The sequence below is a fragment of the Verruconatronum alginivorum genome (assembly GCF_056590205.1).
In genome coordinates, this window is the sequence record NZ_JBWPVQ010000001.1 from 2,967,512 (window position 1) to 2,992,754 (window position 25,243).

General features: G+C 60.0%; 20 protein-coding genes and 1 tRNA gene. 18 read left to right on the plus strand and 3 right to left on the minus strand.

The annotated features are described in order from the left end of the window. Nucleotides 1-3: 3 nt before the first annotated feature. The 9 genes from ACWUI2_RS10660 to queG all read left to right on the plus strand — a co-directional run bounded on the left by ACWUI2_RS10660 (nucleotide 4) and on the right by queG (nucleotide 10,229). Nucleotides 4-1,089, plus strand: coding sequence for a S1C family serine protease (locus ACWUI2_RS10660; RefSeq protein WP_486982839.1), 1,086 nt, complete (start codon nucleotides 4-6; stop codon nucleotides 1,087-1,089). A 151-nt stretch (nucleotides 1,090-1,240) separates the two neighbouring features. Next, nucleotides 1,241-2,626 (plus strand): class II fumarate hydratase, encoded by a 1,386-nt coding sequence (locus tag ACWUI2_RS10665; protein WP_486982840.1) that lies wholly within the window; start codon nucleotides 1,241-1,243, stop codon nucleotides 2,624-2,626. Nucleotides 2,627-2,706: 80 nt separating this feature from the next. Then, nucleotides 2,707-3,126 (plus strand): secondary thiamine-phosphate synthase enzyme YjbQ, encoded by a 420-nt coding sequence (locus ACWUI2_RS10670; RefSeq protein WP_486982841.1) that lies wholly within the window; start codon nucleotides 2,707-2,709, stop codon nucleotides 3,124-3,126. A gap of 112 nt (nucleotides 3,127-3,238) precedes the next feature. Next, nucleotides 3,239-4,198, plus strand: coding sequence for a phosphoglycerate dehydrogenase (locus tag ACWUI2_RS10675; RefSeq protein WP_486982842.1), 960 nt, complete (start codon nucleotides 3,239-3,241; stop codon nucleotides 4,196-4,198). Between the two features lie 37 nt (nucleotides 4,199-4,235). After that, entirely contained in the window at nucleotides 4,236-5,327 is a 1,092-nt protein-coding gene (locus tag ACWUI2_RS10680; RefSeq protein ID WP_486982843.1) for an Ldh family oxidoreductase, read from the plus strand. 51 nt (nucleotides 5,328-5,378) lie between these two features. Beyond that, on the plus strand, nucleotides 5,379-6,479 hold the full coding sequence (locus ACWUI2_RS10685; RefSeq protein WP_486982844.1) for a PfkB family carbohydrate kinase: 1,101 nt from the start codon (nucleotides 5,379-5,381) through the stop codon (nucleotides 6,477-6,479). A 71-nt stretch (nucleotides 6,480-6,550) separates the two neighbouring features. Further along, nucleotides 6,551-7,336: an SDR family oxidoreductase gene (locus ACWUI2_RS10690; protein WP_486982845.1), complete on the plus strand. Its 786-nt coding sequence runs from the start codon at nucleotides 6,551-6,553 to the stop codon at nucleotides 7,334-7,336. A gap of 75 nt (nucleotides 7,337-7,411) precedes the next feature. Further along, nucleotides 7,412-8,818, plus strand: a complete 1,407-nt coding sequence (uxaC, locus tag ACWUI2_RS10695) for a glucuronate isomerase (protein WP_486982846.1) — start codon at nucleotides 7,412-7,414, stop codon at nucleotides 8,816-8,818. A gap of 235 nt (nucleotides 8,819-9,053) precedes the next feature. Then, nucleotides 9,054-10,229 (plus strand): tRNA epoxyqueuosine(34) reductase QueG, encoded by a 1,176-nt coding sequence (gene queG, locus ACWUI2_RS10700; protein WP_486982847.1) that lies wholly within the window; start codon nucleotides 9,054-9,056, stop codon nucleotides 10,227-10,229. Between the two features lie 31 nt (nucleotides 10,230-10,260). Here queG and ACWUI2_RS10705 read toward each other — a convergent pair. Beyond that, nucleotides 10,261-10,345, minus strand: a tRNA-Leu gene (locus ACWUI2_RS10705). A 243-nt stretch (nucleotides 10,346-10,588) separates the two neighbouring features. Between ACWUI2_RS10705 and serS the strand changes: the two genes are divergently transcribed. From serS to ACWUI2_RS10750, 9 genes are all read left to right on the plus strand, one after another. Continuing rightward, complete coding sequence (serS, locus tag ACWUI2_RS10710; RefSeq protein ID WP_486982848.1) at nucleotides 10,589-11,866, plus strand: serine--tRNA ligase; 1,278 nt, start codon at nucleotides 10,589-10,591, stop codon at nucleotides 11,864-11,866. A gap of 18 nt (nucleotides 11,867-11,884) precedes the next feature. Then, nucleotides 11,885-13,342: a tRNA lysidine(34) synthetase TilS gene (tilS, locus tag ACWUI2_RS10715; RefSeq protein ID WP_486982849.1), complete on the plus strand. Its 1,458-nt coding sequence runs from the start codon at nucleotides 11,885-11,887 to the stop codon at nucleotides 13,340-13,342. Between the two features lie 33 nt (nucleotides 13,343-13,375). Then, a complete protein-coding gene (gene ftsH / locus ACWUI2_RS10720) occupies nucleotides 13,376-15,379 on the plus strand; it encodes an ATP-dependent zinc metalloprotease FtsH (protein WP_486982850.1) in 2,004 nt (667 codons plus the stop codon). A gap of 51 nt (nucleotides 15,380-15,430) precedes the next feature. After that, complete coding sequence (locus tag ACWUI2_RS10725) at nucleotides 15,431-16,720, plus strand: aminotransferase-like domain-containing protein (RefSeq protein ID WP_486982851.1); 1,290 nt, start codon at nucleotides 15,431-15,433, stop codon at nucleotides 16,718-16,720. Between the two features lie 235 nt (nucleotides 16,721-16,955). Further along, nucleotides 16,956-18,368 (plus strand): UDP-glucose 6-dehydrogenase, encoded by a 1,413-nt coding sequence (locus tag ACWUI2_RS10730; RefSeq protein ID WP_486982852.1) that lies wholly within the window; start codon nucleotides 16,956-16,958, stop codon nucleotides 18,366-18,368. A 22-nt stretch (nucleotides 18,369-18,390) separates the two neighbouring features. Next, nucleotides 18,391-19,218 carry a 1,4-dihydroxy-2-naphthoyl-CoA synthase gene (gene menB / locus ACWUI2_RS10735; protein WP_486985058.1) on the plus strand — a complete coding sequence of 276 codons (828 nt, stop codon included), beginning with the start codon at nucleotides 18,391-18,393 and terminating at the stop codon, nucleotides 19,216-19,218. Nucleotides 19,219-19,378: 160 nt separating this feature from the next. Further along, nucleotides 19,379-21,190 carry a 4-hydroxy-3-methylbut-2-enyl diphosphate reductase gene (gene ispH, locus ACWUI2_RS10740; protein ID WP_486982853.1) on the plus strand — a complete coding sequence of 604 codons (1,812 nt, stop codon included), beginning with the start codon at nucleotides 19,379-19,381 and terminating at the stop codon, nucleotides 21,188-21,190. A 36-nt stretch (nucleotides 21,191-21,226) separates the two neighbouring features. Then, nucleotides 21,227-21,658 (plus strand): OsmC family protein, encoded by a 432-nt coding sequence (locus ACWUI2_RS10745; protein ID WP_486982854.1) that lies wholly within the window; start codon nucleotides 21,227-21,229, stop codon nucleotides 21,656-21,658. Next, complete coding sequence (locus tag ACWUI2_RS10750) at nucleotides 21,655-23,259, plus strand: ABC transporter substrate-binding protein (protein ID WP_486982855.1); 1,605 nt, start codon at nucleotides 21,655-21,657, stop codon at nucleotides 23,257-23,259. The genes ACWUI2_RS10745 and ACWUI2_RS10750 overlap by 4 nt, the downstream gene beginning before the upstream one ends. Nucleotides 23,260-23,265: 6 nt before the next feature. Here the strand turns inward: ACWUI2_RS10750 and ACWUI2_RS10755 are convergent, their stop codons facing one another. Then, nucleotides 23,266-23,976, minus strand: a complete 711-nt coding sequence (locus ACWUI2_RS10755; RefSeq protein WP_486982856.1) for a hypothetical protein — start codon at nucleotides 23,974-23,976, stop codon at nucleotides 23,266-23,268. Nucleotides 23,977-24,090: 114 nt separating this feature from the next. After that, a complete protein-coding gene (locus ACWUI2_RS10760) occupies nucleotides 24,091-25,239 on the minus strand; it encodes an AI-2E family transporter (protein WP_486982857.1) in 1,149 nt (382 codons plus the stop codon). Between the last annotated feature and the right edge of the window lie 4 nt (nucleotides 25,240-25,243).

Sequence of the window (25,243 nt, forward strand, 5' to 3'; positions counted from 1 at the left end):
CCGATGCCTCTCGTTTTTTTACGCCGGTTCGCCAACCTGCTTATGGTCGGCTGCGCCTTTTGTTTGCTCCTTCCGGCCGCTCCGGTGGCCGCTCAAGATGGTGACTTTCTGAACCTGCAACGCCGGATCACCGAGATCATCTCGAACCAAATCGACGGGGTGGTGCGGGTGAAGGCCTCCGCCGAGGAGGTGGACGGGTCGGGGGAAAAGGTCGTTTCCCTGCGGGTCGGAACCGGTTTCTTCATCAGTCGGGAGGGACATATTTTAACCAATGCCAGCGTCGCGATGAACGCGATCCGGGTCTGGGTGGAATTGAACGGGGTCCAATACGCCGCCGACCATATCGGTAGCGACCCGGAGACCAACATTTCGCTCCTGCAGTTGATGGTTCTTCCGGAAGAGTTTTCCTATTTCCCCGTTTCGGCCCACCACGGCAAGCCCCGTCCCGGCTCGTTGGTTCTGGCCATCACCTGTCCCCTCGAATTCGAACCGTCGCCGAGCCTTGGGATGGTGACCGGGCATGAGAGCAGTTTTTCGCAACGGGTTTTCCCTGTCACTTACTTACGGGTCAACATTCCCGCCCATCCCGGAGAAGGGGGTTCCCCGGTGGTCGATCTCAATGGCCGGTTGGTCGGGATGATGGTCGCTTCCTTGCCGGAGGTTGGATCTTCCTATTTGCTGCCGGCTCGGGCGTTGGTCAGCGTGCGGGACGAGCTTCTGTTTTCCGGCAAGGTGACCCATGGCTGGATCGGGGTCGATCTTCGCGAGGAGGTGACCCGGCAAGAAGGTCGTTTCGTGGTGGTCGACGCAATCCCGAACGGCGCACCGACGGATCGCGAAGGTTTCAAGGCGGGCGATCGGTTGATTCGTGTCGGGGGGGTGGCGATCCGCCGGGTCGACGATGTGCGGAACGCCAGTTTCTTTGAGCGGGTCGGCAACTACGTCGAAGTGGAAATCCAGCGGGGCGACCGGTTGCTTGAATTCCCGGTGCGGATCCTCGAACGTCCAGTGTCGACTCCGGACCCCCGCTCTCAGCCGGATCATATTATCCCGGCGATCGAAGGTCCGCGGGCGCGCGCCGGCCGCTGAATCTTTTTCGGCCCGAACACTCCCGGTGCGATCACCCCGTTGCGGCGGGGTGTCTCTTTTTGCGAACGAAAGCAGGGAATATGCTTTCCAAGCTTTCTCATGATTGATACTTAGGGTTCCGCGAACCTTTGACATTCATATATCGCAAAACATGAGAACGGAAAAAGACTCCATGGGCGAAATGCAAGTGCCGGATTCGGCACTGTATGGCGCCTCCACTCAACGCGCAGTCCTGAATTTCCCGGTCAGCGGCCGCAGAATGCCGGACGGCTTCATCCGCGGACTCGGACTGGTCAAAGCGGCATGTGCGACCGCTAACGAGGAACTCGGCCGACTCGACAAGGCGAAGGCCGACTTGATCCGCCAAGCGGCTCGAGAAGTGGTGGAGGGGAGTCTCTACGACCATTTTCCGGTGGACGTTTTTCAGACCGGTTCCGGGACTTCGTCCAACATGAACATCAACGAGGTGATTTCGAACCGGGCCTCCCAACTGGCGGGAGAACCGGTCGGTTCCAAGAAACCGGTCCATCCCAACGACGACGTCAACATGGGACAGTCGTCGAACGACATCATTCCAACCGTCCTCCACGTGAGCGCCGCCGTCGCCATCCAGGAGAAACTCGTCCCGGCCCTCGACCTGCTGGCCGGGGAATTGGATAAAAAGGCGAAGGCCTGGGAGAAGATCGTGAAGATCGGCCGCACCCACCTGATGGATGCGACTCCATTGACGCTCGGCCAGGAGTTTTCCGGTTACGCCGCCCAGGTCCGCAAGGGGGCCGCCCGTGCCCGCCGCTCGGTGGAATTGTTGGCCGAACTCGCCATCGGGGGAACGGCGGTCGGGACCGGGATCAATTGCCACCCGGAGTTTCCCGGCAAGGTCTGCCGTATTCTGAGCGAGGAAACCGGGATCGCTTTCCGCGAAGCCGACAACCATTTCGAGGCCCAGGGAGGGCGCGACGACTGCGTTGAAGTGGCGGGAGAGTTGACCACCATCGCCGCCAGTCTGACCAAGGTCGCGAACGATATCCGCTTGCTTGGGTCCGGGCCCCGGTCCGGTCTCGGCGAAATCCGTCTCCCGGCCACCCAGCCCGGTTCCTCGATCATGCCGGGCAAAGTGAATCCGGTGATGAGCGAAATGTTGGTTCAAGTCGGAATCTACGTGATGGGCCTTTCCAACACGGTCGCCATGTGCGGCCGCGACGGACATTTCGAGCTCAACGTCACCATCCCGCTGATCGCGCATTCCATCCACGAAGCGGTCACCTGTCTCGCGAACGGAGCGACCGTTTTCGCCAAGCAATGCGTCGCGGGACTGGAAGTCGACGAAGAGCAATGCGAGGCCTTGGTCAAACGCTCGCTTATGCTGGTCACCGCTTTGAATCCGCACATCGGATACGATGCCGCCGCGGCGGTCGCAAAGCAGGCGTTCGCGGAAAACAAAACCTTGCGCGAGGTCGTTTTGGAGAAAAGACTGCTCGACGAGGCTACCCTCGATAAAGCGCTCGATCCGATGGACATGATCCGGCCGAAGGCCTGAGTCGTCCTTCCGGGGTTTTCATTCATCTCGGCGGCGGTCGATGACCGCCGCCGATTTCGCCAAGCGATCCGCACGAATTCATGTCTTTTCATCAAGCCACCATTGAAATCCCGACCCGAGGGAAGGGGACTTACGAAATCACCAGCCGCGTCGCCGAGGAACTCAAGAAATCCGGTTTCACCATTGGCAACGTAACGGTTTTCTGCCGACATACCAGTTGCAGCCTTGTGATCATGGAGAACGCCGATCCGAGCGCCCGGAGCGATCTCGAAAATTGGCTGGAACGTCTCGTTCCCGAGAACGACCCCCATTTCGAGCATACGATGGAAGGCCCCGACGACATGCCGAGCCATATCAAGATGGCGCTGACTCGTACTGCCGAAGTGATTCCATTCAATCAATCGCGGATGGTGCTCGGGACCTGGCAAGGGATCTTTCTCTGGGAACATCGCGCCAGTTCGCATCGCCGGTCGGTCGTCGTCTCGATCCACGGCGAATAATGGCCGTCGAAACCGCCGCTTCTTTCGTCAACGATTGAACGGCCCTTCGTTGAACAGGCTTGCCTTGGCCTCCTTCGCCCCCGTATCTTTTTAGATTTTTCCAACCTTTATTATGGACAGAATCCTCCTCACCACCACTTCGTTTCAAGATACGCCGGGCGACCATCATCGCCTGCTCGAATCGGCCGGCTATGAAATCGTGCGCGAACGCGGTCCGTTGCCGGAATCGCGGATGCTCGAATTGGCGGGGGAGTTCGACGGATTTCTTTGCGGCGACGACGAAATCACCGCGAAGGTGATCGAGAAATCGCTGCCCCGTTTGCGGGTGATCAGCAAATACGGCATCGGCCTCGACAAAATCGATGTCGAGACCGCCACCGCCAAGAAGATCCCGATCGGCTTCTGCCCGGGGGTCAACCACACCACAGTCGCCGAACATACCTTCGGCCTCCTCCTCGCCCTCTACCGCCACATCGTCACCGAGTGCAACTACGTCCGCGGCGGCCAATGGAAACGTCTCACCGGCCATGAACTGGCGGGCAAGAAGATCGGCATCGTCGGTCTCGGACGCATCGGCAAGGAAGTGGCGAAACGGGCCCGCGCCTTCGGCATGACCATCATCGCCTACGATCTTTATTGGGACGAAGCCTTCGCTTCCGAGCATGAAATCGAGCGGGCCGATTCGGCGGAGAAGGTGTTGATCACCGCCGACATCATCAGCCTCCACACCAACTTGACCGAACAAACCCGCCACATGGTCAGCGCCCACAGCATCGCCAAGATGAAAAAGGGAGTGGTGATCCTCAACTGCGCCCGTGGCGAGTTGGTGGATACGGCCGCCATGGTCGATGGCCTTAACAGCGGCCAGGTCGGAGGGTACGGAGCCGACGTGCTCGACACCGAACCGCCTCCGGCCGACCATCCGTTGTTCTCGACGCCGAACACCGTTCTCACCCCGCACATCGGTTCGCGGACCCATGAGAGCGTCGGCCGCCAGGCGACCATGGCCACGCAAAACCTGATCAACTTGCTCAAGGGCGAACCCGCCGTCGCCCAAGCCAACAAGTTCTAGTCTGCCGAAGAAGCCGTCCACTTACCAATCACCGAACATGTCTGACACGTATTTCGTCGTTTCCGAATCGGCCCACAACGAGTTGGTCGAAAAGGCCTACCGCCATCGCGGTTTCACCGCCGATGAAGCGGCCGACGCCGCCCGCTTTTGCGCGGAGGCCGCCCGCCACGGGATCCGCACCCACAACGCGATCAAGGCCCTCCATCTCGACCATCTCTTCGGAAGCGGTTCCCAAGGCTGCGTCCCGGGTGCCGAGATCGAGGAGTTGCCCAGCCGTTTCGGCGCCACCCAAGTGTGGAACGCCAACAAGAAACTCGGACAATCCGTCGCCTACCGGGCGATGGACCGTTGCATCGAGCTCGCCGACAAATACGGGATCGGACAAGTCTCGGTCGACAATGCCTTCCATTATCTCTGGGGCGGTGGTTACGTGATGGATGCCGCCCGCCGCGGATACATCGCCTACACCAATTGCACCGCGGCCCTCGCCGAAGTGGTGCCGTTTCTCGGAAAGAAGGCAACCCTCGGGACCAACCCGCATTCGTGGGGGTTCCCGACCCAGGATGCGGTCGGTTATCCGGTCGTCATCGATTGGGCGACTTCCGTGGTGGCGATGGGCCGGGTCCAACAGTTCAAGCGCGAAGGAAAAGCCCTGCCGCCGAACGCGGCGGTCGACGCCGACGGCAATCCGACGACCGACGCCTCCAAGGCGGTCGCCCTGTTGCCGTTCGGAGCCCACAAGGGTTACGGGTTGTCGTTGATCAACGAGTTGTTCGGCGGCCTGATCGGCGGTTCCCTTCCGACTCTGCGCAGCCGCTGGGCCGAAGACGGGGACAAGCACACTCCCTGTTTCTTCTTCCAGGTGATCCATCCCGAGGCCCTCGCCGGCAGTGATTTCGCCAAGGGGCGGTCCCAAGGGGAGAACTTGAAGGCGGTGTTGGAGGACATTTTCTCCGGCGGCAACGAAAACTGCGTCCTGCCCGGGCAGATCGAAGCCCAAAGCGCCAAGCGCTGTCAGGAAGAGGGCGGACTGCTTTTCTCCCGCGCCGAAATAGAGGCGTTCGGCGAGATCGCATCCGAGTGCGGCGCCGAGCCGTGGAAAATCGACCAACTCAAGCAGGCGAAATAACGGAACGTCCGCCGAAGACAGAAACCATTAAGACCAAAAGATTCATTTATCATGGCCAAACTAGACATCAAACCTGCCGATCAATGTAAGTACGACCTGGTTTCGCTCGGCGAAATCATGCTCCGTCTCGATCCGGGCGAAGGGCGCGTCCGCACCGCCCGGACCTTCCAAGCCTGGGAGGGCGGCGGCGAATACAACGTCGCCCGCGGTCTCCGCCGTTGCTTCGGCCTCCGCACCGGCGTGGTGACCGCGTTCGCCGACAACGACGTCGGCCGGTTGATCGAGGATTTCATCCTGCAAGGCGGGGTCGACACCTCGAACATCAAGTGGGTCCCCTACGACGGCGTCGGCCGCAAGGTCCGCAACGGCCTCAATTTCACCGAGCGCGGCTTCGGCATCCGCGGCGCCGTCGGCATTCCCGACCGCGGCAATACCGCCGTCTCCCAGATGAAGCCTGGCGACGTCGATTGGGATGATCTTTTCGGACGCCAGGGGGTCCGCTGGTTCCACACCGGCGGCATCTTCGCCGCGCTTTCCGAAAGCGCGGCCGCGCTGACCGAAGAAGCGACCGCCGCCGCCAAGAAGCACGGGGTGATCGTCTCCTACGATTTGAACTACCGTCCTTCGCTTTGGAAGGCGATCGGCGGGCAAGCCAAGGCGCAGGAAGTAAATCGCCGGATTGCCAAGAACGTCGACGTCATGATCGGGAACGAAGAAGATTTCACCGCCTGCCTCGGGTTCGAGGTGGAAGGGGTTGACGAGAACATCTCCGCGATCGAAGTCGACAACTTCAAGGCGATGATCCGTCGGGCGACCCAGGAGTTTCCGAATTTCAAGGTGACCGCCACCACTCTCCGCACCGTGAAGACTGCCACGATCAACGATTGGGGCGCCATTTGCTGGGCCGACGGCGAGTTCTACGAAGCGACCCACCGCGAAAACCTCGAGATCCTCGACCGGGTCGGCGGCGGCGACAGCTTCGCTTCGGGGCTGATCTACGGTTTCCTCGAATACGGCGATCCGAAAAAGGCGGTCGAATTCGGCGCGGCCCACGGCGCGTTGGCGATGACCACGCCGGGCGACACCTCGATGGCCAACAAGTCCGAGGTGGAGAAATTGGTCGGCGGCGGGGGAGCCCGCGTCGTCCGCTGATCGCCTGACCAAATCGCACGCACGGCGCCGGCGCAGTAACGGAGTTGGCGCCGTTTTTATCTCTTTTTGTTATGAACGAATCGTTTTTAAAGGAAGTATTTTCTCTCGAAGGAAAAACCGCCGTCGTGATCGGCGGCACCGGCGAACTTTGCGGCACCATGGCCGAAGGTTTGGCCAAGGCGGGCGCCGAAGTGGTGTTGGTCGGCCGTAGCCAGGAAAAAGCCGACGCCCGATTGAAACGGATCGGCGAAGCCGGCGGCAAGGCCTGGTTCCTCGCTTCGGACGTCACTACCCGGGAAAGCCTCGAAGGGCTGTTGAAAACCGTCGTGGAGAAATCGGGTAAGATCGATATCCTGGTGAACGGCGCCGGGGTGAACGCGGCGACGCCGTTTCTCGATATTCCGGAAGACGAATTCGACCGGATTTTCCAAGTGAACTTGAAGTCGGTCGTCCTGGCCTGCCAGGTCTTCGGACGGTATTTTGTCGACCGGGGCGAACCGGCTTCGATCATCAACATTGGTTCGATGTCGGGGGTGATTCCGTTGTCGCGCGTCTTCACCTATTCGATGACCAAGGCGGCGGTCCACAATCTCTCGAAGAATCTGGCCCGCGAATGGGCGACCAGGAAAATCCGGGTCAACACCATCGTCCCCGGCTTTTTCCCGGCCGAACAAAACCGCAAGGTGCTCACTCCGGAGCGGGTCGAATCGATCATGGGGCACACCCCGATGAAACGCTTCGGCGAAGCAAAGGAGTTGATCGGGGCCACCTTGTTGCTGGCCTCGGAAGGGGCCGGTTCCTTCATGACCGGAACGGAGATCGTGGTCGACGGCGGATTCGCCGCGATGACGATCTGATCCGGTCATTCATTCTTTGACGTCGCCCGCGGGTCCGGCTGATTCGCGGGCGCGATCAATCAAACCGAGCATTGTATGAAGACATTTATCACCGACGACTTTCTCCTCCAGACCGACACCGGCCGGGAACTGTTTCATGGATACGCCAGCCAGGAGCCGATTTTCGACTACCACTGCCATTTGCCTCCGGCGGAAGTGGCGGAGAACAAGCAATTCCCGAATCTCTATTCGATCTGGCTCGCCGGCGACCATTACAAATGGCGCGCCATGCGGGCCAACGGCGTCGAGGAGAAGTATTGCACCGGTGACGCGTCCGATTACGACAAGTTCCTCGCTTGGGCCCGGACCGTGCCGCACACCTTGCGGAATCCGCTTTACCACTGGACCCACCTGGAGCTGAAGCGGTTCTTCGGCATCGATGAATTGCTGAACGAAGAAAGCGCGCCACGGATTTGGGAGCAGGCCAACGAGCAACTCGCCACCCCGGAAATGTCGGTCCGCGGGATCTTCGAGACAATGCGGGTGAAGGTCGTCTGCACCACCGACGATCCGATCGACTCCCTGGAGCATCACCAAAAGGTCAACGCCGAGAAGGGGACGCGGATGTATCCGACCTTCCGTCCCGACAAGGCGTTGACGGTCGACCAGCCCGAAGTTTTTAACGCCTGGGTCGACAAACTCGCGGAAGCGAGCGGCGTCGATTGCGGCGAATTGTCCGGCTTTTTGGACGCGTTGGGCAAACGGCATGATTTCTTCCACTCGATCGGTGGACGGCTCTCCGATCACGGCCTGGAACGTTGTTTCGCCGAGGAATGCTCCGACGAAGAAGCCGCGAAGATCTACCGCCGGGCTCGCGGCGGCAGCGGACTTGATAATTTGGCGATTGAGAAATTCCGGACTTATCTGATGGTTTATTCCGGACGTCTCGACGCGAAGAAAGGTTGGACCAAACAGCTTCACCTCGGGGCGATGCGCAACAACAACACCCGGCTGTTCCGCAAGCTCGGACCGGACACCGGCTTCGATTCGATCGGCGACTTTTCCCAAGCCCGGGTCCTTGGCCGTTACCTTGATCTTCTCGACCGCAGCGGCGAGTTGCCGAAAACGATTCTTTATAATCTCAATCCCGCCGACAACTATCTGTTTGCGACGATGATCGGGAACTTCCAGGACGGAAGTATTCCGGGCAAGATGCAATTTGGCAGTGGATGGTGGCATCTCGATCAGAAGGAAGCGATGGAGTGGCAGATGAACGCCCTGTCGAATCTCGGCTTGCTGAGCCGGTTCGTCGGGATGTTGACCGATTCCCGGAGTTTCCTTTCGTATTCGAGGCACGAATACTTCCGGCGTATCCTCTGCAACCTGATCGGGCGCGACGTCGACAACGGCGAATTGCCCCGCGACATCAAGTTGCTCGGCAACATGGTGCGCGACATTTGCTACCGCAACGCCGCGAATTACTTCGGCTTGGAGGTCGAGTAACGGCGCCCTTGTTGGAGTTCCGGCTTTAGCCGGTCTTTCCATGACGTAAAGACCGCATGAATGCGGGACTCCAACGAAGCGGCTCAGACGAATGGGTCGCCTTGGAGAAGCGGTTGCCTGGTTGGAGCTCCGGCTTTAGTCGGTCTTTTCATGATGGGAAGACCGCATGAATGCGGGCTCCAACGATGCGGGCCTTTGAGCTTGCGAAATAGGGCCGGAAGCGTTGGTTGGGGGGATGGCCTTCGATCAGGAACGTTTTCGCGACCGGCTTCTCGAACTCGGGTTCGATGAAGTCCGGTTCGCTGCGGCCGGTCGGGTGCCGGAACCATATCGGGGGCGTTTCCTGGATTGGCTCGAACGGGGCGATCAGGCCGATATGGCTTGGATCGAGCGGGCGAAGGATAAACGGCTCGATCCCGATCTGGTCCTGCCCGGGGTCCGTTCGGTGATCCTGTTGGGCGTCAATTACCTTCCTTCCGACGACGTCGCCCGCAACCAGGAACGATGGGCGAAATACGCGTTGTATGAGGATTATCATGACACCATCAAGAAGGCGCTGGTCGACGCGGGACGGTTGATCGAGGAAGAAACCGGCCATTCGAGCCAGGATTACCGTTATTACGTCGATACCGGCCCGATGATGGAACGCGGCCTGGCCGCGCGAGCGGGCTTGGGATGGCAGGGGAAGAACGGGATGTTGATCTCGCGGACCCATGGCAACTGGCTCTTTCTGTCGGCGATCCTGAGTCGGTATCCGTTTCGTCCCGACAAGCCGCTGGAGAATTTGGGATTCGGGTCACGAAACGATCCCGCGTCGGGCGACGTCGGGCTTTTCTGCGGCGGTTGCACCCGTTGTATGGAAGCCTGTCCGACCGAGGCGATCTCGCGACCGGGGGTGGTCGACGCCCGGCTTTGCATTTCCTATCAGACGATCGAAAACAAGGGAATCATTCCCCGGGAGTTGCGATCGAAAATCGGAACGCGGATTTTCGGATGTGACATCTGCCTCGACGTCTGCCCGTGGAACCGGTTCGCCCGGGAGGGGAAACAATTGTTGTTGCATCAGCGCTCCCATTTGGCGGCGTTGAGCTTGGTGGAAATCCTCGGGATGTCGCGGGAGGATTTCAGCCGGGTTTTCGCCAGGACCCCGATCAAACGGCTGAAGTGGCGCGGATTGCTGCGTAACGCCTGTGTCGTGGCCGGAAATCTGCGCGACCGAACGGCGCCGGTTTCGGAAGAGGAGGTGGCGGAGATCATGACGTTGTTGGTCCGCCTGGCATCGCATGAGGAACCGATGGTGCGGGCGCACGCGGTCTGGGCGGTCCGTCGTTTGGCGGGGGAGCGCGCGGGCGAATGGTTGGGGGAGGTCCGGAATTCGGAAACGGACCAAGCCGTTCTGGCGGAATATTGAGGTTCCCGGAAAGAGTTCCGGGGAAGGGGGATGGTGCTCAGGAGGGGACTCGAACCCCTACACCTTTCGGCATACGCCCCTCAAGCGTACGTGTCTACCAATTCCACCACCTGAGCGTGAAAGGAACTCATAGAATTCGTCTCGCCGGGTAATGCAAACAAAAAGATGAGAAATTATGAAATCGGACCGGAGGTCCCCCAAAGGGGCGGCGCGTCCCGCCTCCGGGCAGAGCCCGGGGACTGCGGTTTCTTCGTATGCCGGGGGACGTTGGCGCCGCACGGAGGCGGGACGCCTCCGCCTCTTTCTGTTCCGTATTTTCCCTTGCTTCGACTTCTGATTTGCGGATTGTGGAACGCTTTATGATCGACACGAAATTGTTGCGGGAACAACCGGAGAAGGTGCGGGAGGCGATTCGCGCGAAGGGGAACGATTGCGATCTCGACGCTGTTTTGGAAACGGACGCGTTGTGGCGCTCCCAGTTGGCGGAAGTGGAGCAACTCCGCTCGCGCCAGAAGGCCGCCAACAAGGAGATGGCCGCCTTGCCGAAGGGTTCTCCGGAGTTCATCGCCAAGGTGCAGGAGATGAAGAAGGTCGCCGCCGCCGTGAAGGAGAAAGAGGCCGGGTTGCGGGAAGTCGAGGAGAAGTGGCGCCGGGCGGTCCTGAGCGTGCCAAACCTACCGCACCCGAGCGTGCCGGTCGCCCCGGATCCGTCGGGCAACGTGGTGCACTCGACTTGGGGCGAACCGGAAGCCGCTTCGGCCCACGCGGTCGCGCACTACGACCTGCCGTGGTTCTCCCAGTGTTTCGATTTCAACCGGGGCAGCAAAGTGACAGGAGCCGGGTTTCCGTTTTACGTGGGAGATGGGGCGCGGTTGGTCCGGTCGTTGATCCAGTTTTTCCTGGAGGAGGCGCGGGCCGCCGGTTACACCGAGATTGCGCCGCCGTTGATGGTCAATGAAGCGAGCGCCACCGCGACCGGGCAGTTGCCCGACAAGGAGGGGCAGATGTATGAAACGGTCACGGAGTCTCTCTATGCGATTCCGACCGCCGAGGTGCCGGTCACCAATTTTTTCCGCGACGAGATCATTCCGGAAGCCGACTTGCCGGTGAAGATTTGCGCGTATTCCCCCTGTTTTCGCCGCGAAGCCGGGAGTCATGGGAAGGACGTCCGCGGGCTGAACCGATTGCACCAGTTTGACAAGGTCGAGGCGGTGAAGTGGGTTCATCCCGACCGGAGCTACGATGAATTGGAAAGCTTGCGGGAGGAGGCGGAGAAGCTGCTGCGGAAGCTGGAGCTCCCGTACCGGGTGTTGTTGATGTGCACCGGGGATCTCGGGTTCACCCAGACCAAGAAATACGATTTGGAAGTGTGGGCGGCCGGTCAGCAACGTTGGCTGGAGGTCTCGAGCTGCAGCAATTTCGAGGCGTTCCAGGCCCGGCGGGCGGGCATTCGTTTCCGCGACGCCGACGGACGCGTGGAGCCGGTGCATACCTTGAACGGATCGGCGCTGGCGGTGCCGCGGGTGTTGGCCGCAATTTTGGAGAACAACGTGCAGCCCGACGGACGGGTGAAGATTCCGGCGGTGTTGCAGCGGTGGTTCGGGGCGGAATTCATGGGGCCGGCGAAGACCGGTTGATACGGCGGAGGAAATGGGGTGAGCGGCGGGGAAGTCCAGTGGTCGGAACGGGCGGTTGAACTCGCCCGACGGTTTCCCATCGATTCGCTCCACGAGACGGTTTTGCACTGGCTGGATTCCCGGCCCGGACCCGAGCGGGCGGGGGTCGCCTGTTCCGGCGGGGCGGATTCACTCACGTTGTTGTTGTTGCTCTGGGCGCATTTGCCGGGGTGGCGCGAACACCTGACCGTGCTTCATTTCGATCACCGGCTCCGGGGGGAACATTCGACGCGGGAGGCGGAGTTCGTCGGGGAGGTGGCTCGGGCGTTGGGGATGGCGTTTCGGACGGGTGCTTGGGAGCGGGACGAGTCGGAAGGTTGTCCGAGCGAAAACGATGCCCGGGAGGCGCGATTTCGGTTTTTCGCAGAGGCTTTCGGTGGAGAGCCCGTTCCGCTTTTTCTCGGGCATCAACGCGACGACATCGCGGAGAGTCAGTTGATGCGGTTGTCGCGCGGGAGCGGCACCGCCGGGCTGGCGGCGCCCCGGCCGGTGCATCGGTTTCCGGACGGGCAGGTTCGGTTGCGGCCGTTGTTGGGGATTTCCGGAACGGAGATCCGGACGGCGATGGAGGAACTCGGCATTCCGTTTTGCCGGGACGCGAGCAATGACGGCCGGGATTACTATCGCAACCGGATCCGCCTCGACGTGTTGCCTGCGTGGCGGCGGCATTCGCCGTCCGATTTGGAAGTTGGGGCGGCGGCCTCGCGGGAGTTGTTGGAGGAAGATGACGAGGCCTTGGAGGTTTGGTGGAGGGAGCTGATGCCGCCGCCGGAGAAAGGGGAGCCCTACGACCTCGGACCACTCGCGGGCAAACCGGTGGCTTTGTTGCGGCGGGCGTTGCGGGCGTGGCTTGTTGCGGAGGGACTGGCGGGCCACCTGGCCAAGGCGGCATTCGACCGTTTGCTGGAGGATGCAGCGGCGGGAAGAAGCTGTCGGATGAGTGCCGGGGACGACCGAACGTTCGTCGAACTCGATGGCGAACGGAAAGTCCGCAAAACCGTCCGGCCCGCTCCGGGCGAGCCTCTGTTCGGGCATCCGTGGCCGTTGCCGACGATCGGCACGATCTGTCTTCCGGGGGGCGGGAGCTTGGAGGCGCGGGTTTTTCCCCTCGACTCTGGCCGGTTTTCCAGTATTTTATCGGGACGGGTGGAGAGCCGCACCACCGCTTACTGTGCGTGGCGCGGGGAGCGGCTTTCGGTTCGTCACTGGCTGGCGGGTGACCGCTATCGGCCACTTGGTTCGCCAGGGTCCCGGAAGCTCCAGGATATTTTTGGAGACCGGAAGATACCTGCGGCGGAACGATGTTCGCTGCCGGTGGTCGTATCCGGCAGTGAAATCCTTTGGGTGCCCGCTTTGCCGCCGGCGGAGAATTCGAAGGTGAAACCCGGCACAAAAGAGGTTGTGCGGTTGACATACAGTTGCGGCAAGGCAGTTTAAGCACCAAACAAGCTCACATTTTTTACTCACCAAATGTCTGAATCTGAACAGCAAAAGCCCAAGCGCCCCCTCAAGCCGACTCCTCCGGAGCGTTACCAGCCGAAAGTGTTTCTCATCTGGCTCGGTATTTTCTCCGTGATCGTCGTCTTGTTCATGATGAGCGCGGGCAGCGAACGCGCCGATCAAACGGTTCGTCTCACCAACGTTCTCGAAGCCGCCGACGACGGCCGCATCGTGGGCGGCGTCATCAAGGCCGAACCGCGCGGCGGGCGTGATTGGACCGTTATCCGTGGCGAAATGCGGCAGGCCGACGGGCAGGTGGTCACCTTTGAAGCGAAAGGGCGTCTCACCGACGAAAATCTTCATCGCCTTCAGCAGACCGGGTTGTTTTTGGAGGAACCGTCCAGCACCATCATGATGGATATCATGATCGGGATTCTGCCGTTCATCCTGATCATCGCCCTGCTTTATTTCCTGTTCGTCCGCCAACTCCGCTCGGCCGGCCGGGGAGCGATGAGCTTCGGCAAAAGCAAGGCAAAGATGCTGACCCGTGACCGGGAGAAGTTGACCTTCGCCGACGTGGCCGGGTGCGACGAAGCGAAACAGGAAGTCAGTGAAATCGTCGATTTTCTGAAAGATCCGAAACGTTTTCAAAAAATCGGCGGCCGGATTCCGAAGGGCATTTTGATGGTTGGGCCTCCGGGCACCGGCAAGACCCTCTTGGCTAAGGCGGTGGCCGGCGAGGCCGATGTTCCCTTTTTCAGCATCAGCGGTTCCGACTTCGTCGAAATGTTCGTCGGGGTGGGCGCCAGCCGGGTGCGTGATATGTTTGAACAGGGCCGCAAGAACGCCCCCTGCATCGTCTTCATTGACGAAATCGACGCGGTCGGCCGCCAGCGTGGCGCCGGAGTCGGGGGCGGCAACGACGAACGCGAGCAGACGTTGAATTCGTTGCTGGTGGAGATGGACGGTTTCGACGGACACGAAGGCGTCATCATCATCGCCGCGACCAACCGGCCCGACGTGCTCGATGCCGCGTTGCTCCGTCCGGGACGTTTCGATCGTCAGGTCATGATCGACCTGCCCGACGTGAACGGCCGGGAACAGGTTTTACGGGTCCATGCCAAGAAGATCGCGCTCGCCGATACCGTGTGCCTCAAGACCATCGCCCGGGCGACGCCGGGGCTTTCGGGGGCCGATTTGGCGAACCTGCTGAATGAAGGCGCCCTGACCGCCGCCCGCTACAAGAAAAAGCGGGTGGAGATGAGCGATATCGAGGAGGCCCGCGAGAAGATTCAGTTCGGGAGGGAACGCCGGCGGATCATGGACGAGGACGACAAGAAACTTGTCGCATACCACGAAGCCGGGCACGCCCTCGTGCAAGCTGTGGTCGACGACGGTTCGCTGCCGTTGCACAAGGTGACGATTATCCCGCGCGGACAAAGCCTCGGCAGCACGATGTTCCTGCCGTCGAAGGACACGTATAATTACTCGAAGCGCCGGATGTTGAACCAGGTTTGCAGCATCATGGGAGGCCGCATCGCCGAGGAGGTGGTGTTGGGCGACGTCAGCAGCGGCGCCAGCGGAGACATCAAGCAGGCGACCAAGATCGCCCGCCACATGGTGTGCGATTGGGGCATGAGCCCGCTCGGGCCGGTGGCTCTCGGCGACAACCAGGACACCGTTTTCCTCGGTCGTGAGATTTCACGCACCCAGAATTACAGTGAAGAAACGGCTCGGTTGATCGACGAGGAGATCAAGAAGATCATCAAGGATCAATACGATCGTGCCACCGAGATCATCGTGGAAAAGCGGACCGCGCTCGACGCGATCGCCGAGGCGTTGCTGACCCACGAGACGATCGAAGGGAAGCATGTGCACGAGCTTCTGGAGTATGGCGAAATCCGGTCGCCGGTCCAGAAAGCCCAGATCGTGGCGCCGGAAGAAAAGCCTCGCGAAAAGACCGAGCAGGAGAAGGAAAAGAAACGGAGGGAAGAGCTCGGGCCCTCCGGCGATCCTGCCGGCGCGGTTGCCTGATCACGCGGGCCGGGATGATCTCCCGGCCTTTTTTCTTTATCGAATCCGATTATGCAGGAAGTCCGGAAACGAGGGCCTGTTTTTTCCAAATGCGGCGAGCGTCTCTCCCCGCCGGCCATCACCCGTTTGATGACCACGGCGCTCGAGTCTCCCGGACTGCTTTCGCTCGCCGCCGGTTTCACTGACACGGCGACTCTGCCGGTCGATCCGGTGGGTGAGGTGGTGCGGGAATTGCTCAGCCGTCCGGGCCCACCCGACTGCCTGCAATACGGCACCAACCAAGGCCGGCCCCGGTTGCGCGAAATGCTCGCCGAGCGGGTGTGCGGTCAGGACCAGCGTAAAGGCGCCGCCCTGGATGCGGCGCGGGTGTTCATCACCAACGGTTCCCAGCAAGGCTTGGCCTTGGCGACCCAGGTTTTGTGCGATCCCGGCGACATCGTCCTGGTGGAAAAGCCGACTTATTTCGTTTACCTCGATGTCTTGCGCGGGCTCGGGGCGGAGGTTCGGAATCTTCCGGTCGACGCAAAAGGGGAACTCGACACCACCGCTTTGGACGAACTACTCGACCGTATGGATCGGGAGGGAAGTTTGAGCCGGTTGAAAGCGGTGTATTTGCAAGGGTACTACGGGAACCCGTCGTCGAGAAGTTTGACCGAAGCGGAGAAGATCGGTGTGGCCGAGGTTTTGCGCAAACGGGATCTTTTTCTCCCGATTCTCGAAGACGCCGCTTACCGGGAACTTTATTTCGAGAAAGCGTGTGCGAGCCGGAGTGTGTTGGCCCTCGAGGCGTTCGACGGTTTTCCGCGACTTTATCTGGGGACCCTGACCAAGCCGTTCGCCACTGGCCTTAAGGTCGGGTTCGGTGTTTGCACGGATACCGATTGGTTGGACCGGATTCTTTTTCTTAAAGGCCAGCACGACTTCGGGACGGCGAATTTTGCGCAAGCGATCATGGAGGAGGTGGTGGCAGGCGGTCATTTTGACCGTTATCTGTCCATGCTCCGGACCCATTATCACGGGAAAATGCAGGCGCTGCACGGAGCGTTATCGGAGGCGGGTTTGTCCGAAGAAGGGTGGCGTTGGACGGTTCCCGGCGGCGGACTTTATCTTTGGCTGGAAGGGCCGCGCGGGATCGATACCGGGATCGATTCGCCGTTCTGCCGAGAGGCGCTCGACCATGGAGTGTTGTACGTTCCGGGCGATCTTTGCTTCGGAGAGAATCCGAAACGGCATTTTGTCCGTTTGAGCTTCGGAGTGTTGTCCGCCGACGATCTGCGCGAAGCCGCCCGGCGCTTCGCGGAAGTGGGAGGGCTGGCGCGGGCGGTTTCACGTCCGACGTAGCGGGGTTGGCTTCGCCGCCCCACAGTGTGTTGTCCGACAACCCGGGAGACCATTGGCTCCGCCTGCGACGCCCAATGTCAAACGTCGACCAGCCTCCCGGCCGCTGCTCGTCGGGCGGCAAAGCCAACCCGACTACGGCGGGAAGCATCGGGATCCAATCTCAAACCAATCCCGCAGTCCTCGTCTTTTCTATCCTTCCATTGGCCGGCTGGTTTTGTTATGGTTTCCGTTATCTATGAACATTTGTTGTATTGGTGCAGGGTATGTGGGGGGACCGACGATGGCGATGATCGCCGCTAAGGCGCCCCATGTGAAGGTGACGGTGGTCGATATCAATTCCCAGCGGATCGACGCCTGGAATTCGGATAATCTTCCGGTTTTCGAACCGGGGCTCGACGAGGTCGTCCGTTCGGCCCGGGGCCGGAATCTTTTCTTTTCGAGCGACGTCGACGCCGGTATTCGCGAAGCCGACATCATTTTCGTCTCGGTCAACACTCCGACCAAGACTTACGGGATCGGGGCGGGACGCGCCTCGGATTTGAAATACGTCGAGAGCTGCGCCCGTCGGATTTGCGAGGTGGCCGATTCACCGAAGATCGTGGTGGAGAAGAGCACGTTGCCGGTGAGGACCGCCGAGTCGATCAAGCGCATCCTCGGGGCCAGCGAATGCGGCGGGGCGCGTTTCCAAGTACTTTCCAATCCGGAATTTCTCGCGGAGGGAACAGCGATCGCCGATTTGGAGAATCCCGACCGGGTCCTGATCGGCGGTGAAACCAGTCCGGAAGGCCACGCCGCGGTCGAAAAACTGGCCTCCATCTACGCGACTTGGGTTCCTGAAGATAAAATCATTAAGACCAATCTTTGGTCGTCGGAGCTTTCGAAACTGACCGCCAACGCCTTCCTCGCCCAACGGATTTCGTCGATCAATTCGATCTCCGCCCTGTGTGAGGCGACCGGAGCCGACGTCGACGAAGTCGCATTCGCCATCGGGCTCGACCAGCGGATCGGACCGCGCTTCCTGAAGGCGTCGGTTGGGTTCGGCGGTTCCTGTTTCCAAAAAGACATTTTGAACCTGGTTTACCTCTGCCATCACTTCGGCCTTCCCGACGTGGCCAATTACTGGGAACAGGTGGTCAAAATGAACGATTACCAGAAGCACCGTTTCTCCGAAAGGATCGTGAAGGCGCTCTTCAACACGGTCTCCGGAAAGAAAATCGCCATCTTTGGCTTCGCTTTCAAAAAGGACACCAACGACACCCGCGAGTCCGCCGCGATTTACGTTTGCAACGATTTGCTGCAGGAGCGGGCCTCCTTGTCGGTGTATGATCCGAAGGTGCCGAAGGAACAGGTGTTCCGAGATTTGAAGCTGGCGGAAACGAATCCGGATGGTTCTCCCAATGCCTCGATCGAAATGGTCGACGATCCGTACAAGGCCGCCGAGGGGGCTCATGCGATCGCGATTCTCACCGAGTGGGACGCATTCAAAACCCTCGATTACGAGCGGATTTTCAAGTCGATGATGAAGCCTGCCTTCATCTTCGACGGCCGGAATATCCTCGATTTGGAGGCTCTGCGTAAAATCGGATTCGAAGCCTTCGGCATCGGCCGTCCGGCGCCGACCGGTTCTCGGAATGGAAACCACGGATAATTCGGTTGCCGGAAAACGGACCATGCGCTGGCAGGAAGTCAAAAAGTACGAGGATATCCTTTATCACAAGGCGGATGGCATCGCCAAAGTGACGATCAATCGTCCGGAGAAGCGGAACGCTTTCCGGCCACGGACGGTGCACGAAATGATCGACGCATTCCTCGACGCCCGGGAGGACCCGCGCGTCGGGGTGGTGCTCCTGACGGGGGCCGGGCCGCACACCGACGGCAAATATGCTTTTTGCTCGGGAGGGGATCAAGGGATCCGCGGCACCGCCGGCTACGTCGACGACCAGGGGGTCCCCCGGCTCAACGTGCTCGATCTCCAGAAGTTGATCCGTTCGATGCCGAAAGTGGTGATCGCCTTGGTCGCCGGTTACGCGATCGGGGGCGGCCACGTTTTGCACGTGATTTGCGACCTCAGCATCGCGGCCGACAACGCAATCTTCGGTCAAACCGGACCGAAGGTCGGCAGTTTCGACGGCGGTTTCGGATCGAGTTATCTCGCCCGGATCGTCGGGCAGAAGAAGGCCCGGGAGATCTGGTATTTGTGTCGTCAATACAACGCCCAGGAAGCCCTGGAGATGGGGCTGGTCAACAAGGTGGTCCCAATCGAATCGCTGGAGGAGGAAGGGGTGACTTGGGCCCGGGAGATTCTGGAGAAGAGTCCGATCGCGATTCGCTGCCTCAAATCCGCATTCAACGCCGATTGCGACGGACAGTCCGGCCTGCAGGAACTCGCCGGCAACGCCACCTTGCTGTATTACATGAGCGAGGAAGGGTCGGAAGGAAAACAAGCCTTTCTCGAAAAGCGGAAACCCGATTTCCGGAAATATCCCTGGCTCCCGTAGGTCGAAGCCGGGGATGGCCTTGCAGGAAGGCTTCGGACTACACGGAGGGAGGTTTCGGGAGAAGTGGTATCCGCCGCTGCGATTGGGCGTCTATGCCGGTCGGTTTTCACCGGGCAATTCTTGTGATTTTCCGGGAAATCGATTCATTCTCTATGCTTTAATGCGTGACGAGATTTCAGAGATGCGGCCGGATACCGGTTCACGGCAGGTGGTTGCGATGCTTTTCAACGAAAGCAACCAAGCTTTGTTGCGGCGATTGGACGGCGTTGGCGGGGTTTGGTCCGCGGCCATGGTCGGAAAGGTCACGGCGGACGAGTCCGCCGAAGAGGCGGTTCGTCGAGAGCTTGGACCGATTTCCCAAGATCCGATCCGGATGTTCGAAGTGGAGGCCGAAACCGGGGGTGGGGTGGGGGTGTCCCTTCCGATAGCGGTGTTTTTCTCTCAAGTCAATTCAGCCGATTTCGACGAATCTTCGACCGCCGCCTTCTTTTCCCTGGAGGAAATCCGGCGGGGACTGGTCGAGAATCCGGGCGGTTTTTCGCGGGAGATTCACCGGATTTTCGATGTTATCGATCCACATGTGGTTCGGATTCCTTATCTGCGAAAGGCGGCGCACGATTACATCTATCGTTTCCGTCCGGAAAAGCAGCGGAACCGGTCGGTTTATGACATCGACCGACGTTCGGCTTCCCTTTACCAGAGCGCCTTATGCCGGGCTATTAAGGAGTTGAAACGGGTGAACGAACGATCGTCCACTTCCCCGGCGTTGCTCGATTTTGGAGCGGTCTCCTATCTTTTGCCCAGTCACTTCGGGTTTTGCCTCGGCGTGCAGAACGCGATCGAGCGGGCGTATGAAAGCATCGCCGAAAATCCGGGGCGGCCGGTTTACATGCTGAGCGAGCTGATTCACAATCCGTTTGTGAACGACGATCTGCGGGCTCGCGGTCTCCGTTATCTGCAGTCGGATAAAGGGAAGCCGCTGGTGGACGAACGGACCGGGGTTCCGCTGTGGGATACGTTGCGCAAGGAAGATGTGGTGATTATTCCGGCTTTCGGCGCGACCGACGAGGATAAGGTGCGGCTGATCGAAAAAGGTATCGCGATCAATCGCTACGACGCAACCTGTATGCTGGTGGAAAAAGTCTGGAAAGCGGCGAATCGTTTCGGGCAGGAAGGTTACACGGTGATCATTCATGGGAAAGCCGAGCACGAAGAGACAAAGGCGACGTTTTCAAACGCCGCGCGGAGCGGCCCTGCTGTGATCGTGCGGAATCGGGAGGAGGCGGAGTGGCTTGGCGAGGTAATCCTGGCGGAGGATCCCGTGACGAAACAACGCCTGTTTGCCCGGTTGGCCGGGCGCCACACCGCCGGATTCGATCCTCGGCGGGATCTGGAGCGGATCGCTGTAGTCAACCAGACCACGCTCTTGAGAAACGAAACCCTCGGCATTATCTCCTATTTTGAAGAGGTCCTCACCCGGAAATTCGGCAACGAAGAGGCGGGGCGGCGGCTGAATGGCAACAGCAAGGGGGATACGCTTTGTTATGCCACCCAGGTCAATCAGGATGCCTTACAGAAGGCTTTGGCGATGGAGCCCGATTTCGCCGTGGTAGCGGGTGGAAAAAACAGTTCCAATACGTATCAGTTGTTCCGATTGTGCCGGGAACAACTCGGGGACCGAACGTTTTACATCCAATCGGAGAGAAATATTCTCTCGCCATCCCGCGTGTCACATTACCATTTCGATCCGGGCGGCAAGAGCGGGGGCGGCGCCGAGGCGATGGAGGAGCGTCCGTTTCTTGCCGGAACCGGCGATCCGGTCCGGATTCTCCTAACCGGCGGAGCTTCGTGCCCAGATGGAATCATCCAACAAATCATCACTCGGGTAAACAGTTTTTTCCCCGCTGACCGAATCCGGTCGGTGGATGAAGTTTTAGCCGATCTCCGTGGCGAGATATCGAACGAACGGTAACGACTCAATAACCTGAATCTACGAGCACGAATACCTATGGTAAGAATGGAGATGATCTACGAAGGCGGCCTGCGGTGCGTGGCCGCGCACGGTCCTTCCGGGGCCAAACTTTCGACCGATGCGCCGGTCGATAATCACGGTCGGGGAGAGTCGTTTTCTCCGACCGATCTGGTCGCCACCGCACTCGGCACATGCATGGCGACCATCATGGGGATTGTTGCCGAACGCCATGGCTGGGACTTGCAAGGCATGCGGGTCGTCGTATCCAAAGAGATGGCACAGGAGACTCCCCGGCGGATTCGACGCCTTTGCACCGAATTCTGGATGCCGATTCCGGAATCGGCCGATCCGAACCGCCTCCTTGAGCGTGCGGCGCTGACATGCCCGGTGCATCACAGCCTGCATCCGGAAATCGAAAAACTGGTCACATTTCACTGGGCGAGGGAGCCGGTCAAGAGTCAGATATGAACGCCACGGGACTCCGGCGGTGGATCGGGACGGTGCTGGCCCTTTTGAGCGCTTCGGTCATTTTTTCGGGATGCGGGCCTCAAGCTGGCACGGAGGAACCGGAGATTTTCATTTTCGCCCGGGGGAGCGATGCCCAGAAACTCGATCCGGCGGATGTTGACGATGGGGAGAGTGTGAACACGCTTTCCCAGATTTGCGAAGGCTTGGTGCGGTTTCGCAGCGGGACCCTGGAGATCGAGCCGGCCCTGGCGGAGTCGTATCAAATTTCCGAGGACGGACTTCGCTACGTTTTTCATTTGCGTGAGGGCGTTCGTTTTCACGATGGGACTCCTCTGGATGCGGAAGCGGCGGCCTTTTCGTTTCACCGGCAGATGGATCCCGACCACCCGGGGCACCTTCCGGGAGCGAATTTCCAGTATTGGAATTATCTATACCAGGAGGTCGAGGCGGTTGAAGCGACTGGTCCAATGACGCTCGAATTCCGGCTCAGTGAGCCGAATGCTTCGCTGCTCTACTCGTTGGCGATTTTCCCCGCTTATTTGTTAAGCCCCGCTTCGTTTGAGCGCTTTGGAGTCGCCGTGGCGCGAAATCCGGTCGGGACCGGGCCTTACCGATTCGTCCGGTGGTCGCCAAATGAATCGATTATCCTGGAGCGGAATCCGGATTATTGGGGGGAGCCGGCCGCCTTTTCGCGATTGATGTTCAAAGTGGTGCCCGACAATACGGTCCGGGTGTTGGAGTTGCGGAACGGACAGGTCCACGGTCTGGATGGGATTCAACCGGCGGAGTTGCCGGGATTAGTGGCCGACGAACGTTTTACGGTTTACCGCGAGCCGGGAATGAACGTCGGGTATTTGACGTTCAGTGGCTTTGCGGATCGGTTGGCGGAGCCGGAAATCCGCCTGGCGATCGCGCAGGCGATCAATCGGAGGGCATTGGCCGAGGTGGCCTTGGATGGCGCGGGGCGAGTGGCCGATTACCCATTGCCTCCGGGATTTTTGGGGCGGCCGGAGGCGATCGAGGAAATTCCGTATGATCCGGAGACGGCGCGGGAGATTTTGGGGAAGTTCGGCGAACGGTGGACGCGGCCCCTGCGCTTGCATGTGATGACGGCGCCGCGCAGTTATTTCCCCGATTCGGTTCGCGCGGCTTCGTTGATCCGCCGGGATTTGGAGCGGGTGGGGATCCCCGTCGAGGTGGTCGCCCGCGATTTCAAGAGCCATTTGGATACGCTTAGGTCCGGGGATTACGAAATGGGGTTGATCGGTTGGATTGGCGACAACGGCGATCCGGATAATTTCCTCAGTATCTTTTTTGGTAGTTGGGCGGCGGAACCCGGATCGGCGTCGAACTTCGCGTTTTACCGAAACCCGGAAATGGACGGGTTGTTGCTGGCCGGACGACGGCAGACCGATCTCCGGGCACGCCAGGAGATTTATGAAGAGGTGTTGGCTCTTTGGCGGAGGGATTTACCGATTTTGCCGCTGGTCCATGGGGAAAACATCGTGGTGCTTCGGTCCGAGGTGGAAGGATTTCAGCTGCAAGCGATCGGGGATCTCCGTTTGGGGCGGAGCGGGTGGAAGAGCGATAGGGAAGAGTGATTGGGATCACCAGGTTTCCGTCTCTCTCAGGCGGGACGGACTGGAGAACTCGGCGACGATTTCGTTGCCGTCCAAGACACGGATCCAAATACCTCCGAGGGAGTCGTCAGTCCTCCGCCGGTTGGTGTTGGTGTAATGCCAGCCTGGCTTCAGGTTTGTGGAAGTGAGGGTGAGCGCTTGGGTGCGGAACTCGTAGGTTTGGCGGGGGGGCAGAAGCGCGATGGCCGTTGAGCCGGCGTGTCTTTCCAGCGGCCGGTTTTGCCCGGTTTGGTTGAGCGATCCCCGGAGGGCGAAAAAGCGGTAGTGGACTTGGAGTCCATCGAGATCGTAGGTGGTATTGTTGGTGATGGTGACAATGTATCCAAAACGTGAATTCGTCGTCCGGGTCGATTCCGTCGAGGCGCTTTCTTGGCCATCGGCGAAGCGGCGGACGGTGAATTCGACGGCATTTTCGGCCTGAAGGGCGCGACTCCGTTCCCAGCTGGAAACGAAGCGGCGGTCGGTTTCGCTAAGGACGGTTCGTTGGATTTGGAATGTTCGGCCGTCGTCCCGTCTAATCCAGACGTGCTCCGGTCCGGCTCGCACCACGACCGCCCGGATTGTTCGTCCCTGATTGTCAGTGAAAGTTCGGTACGATTCGCTGTTGTTCGAAGGCGTCGCAAGCGAAGCGAAGGCAATCAGGCCAGATAAGGCAAGAAGTAGGGTAAGGGGCTTCATGACAAAACCTTATGCGTCGTGCGGCATGACTGTAAACACTATTCTTGGGGAGCGTCGAAAAACAGTCCGTGGGCGGTCCCGCGGGGCCTGATTTCACCACCGGGGGCCTTTCGGTCACGCGATCTCGCGGATGTATTTGAGTTTGGCCAGGCGCCAGGCGGTGACGAAAAAAGCGGTCAGGGGAATGGCGAGGATCATGCCGAGAAGACCGCCGAGAGCCGTCCCCCAAAAGAAGATGGCGATGATGATGACCACCGGATGAAGGCCGGTTTGGTCCCCCATGATCTTTGGGGTGATTAAAAGGCTTTCGGCGGTTTGAACCAGCAGGAAGACGCCCGCGACCAGTCCGGCTAGGAGGATCCCGCCGTCCGGCTGAAGAAGCGCGATGGGGATGGTGATCACTAGGCCGAGAATGAATCCCAGATAAGGGACGATATTGATAAGTCCGAGGATCAAGCCGAGGATTATGCTGAACCGCAAGCCGACGACGGTGAAGCCGATCGCGAGAAGGACGCCGACGATCATGGCGATCAAGAGTTGGCCGCGGAAAAATGCGACGATGATCGCGACGAATTCCCGGGCGAGAAAAACGACGTCGTTGCGGGTTGCCGGTTTCAGAAACGGCAGGGCTTCGTGGAGATTCTCCGTCGGGTCGCGCTGCGATTGGAGGAAGAAGAAAAGGTAGACCGGGATGATGGCCAGGCCGGCGGCGATTCCGACGACGGCCAGCACCATTCCGCCCGCGGCCGCGAGCCCGGGAGCGGCGGTCAACAACCAGCCGCTGAGGTTCTCCATGAGGCGGTCAATGTTGTCCTGGAGGGTGTCATGCCATTCCTGGTGATCGGCGGCGAACGTATTGGCCCAGAGGGGTACGTTGGTTTGCAGGTATTCGATCGCTTCGCCGACCAGTTGGGGAACGAGCACCACTAAATCTCGGGCTTGGGCGACGACGATCGGCAGCAACAAGGCCAGAAAGGTGATGCCGGCGATCCCGCAAACGGCGTAGAGGATCAGAACGGCTACGAGCGGTCCCACCCGCAGGTGCGTTTGCAACAGAAAGACGAGGGGGCGCAACATTAGCGCCAACACGCCGGCGACCGCCAACGGCCACAGGAGTGACGAAAAGGTGGACACCAACTGACCGAGCCGGTCGATGGAAAAGGCGATCAGGCCGATGATCAGAAGGAAGCAAGCGAACGAAATCGTGAAGCCGACTAAGCGGCGCTGGTTGGGGCCAAGGACCGGTATGTGTTCAGGTGTCATGTGG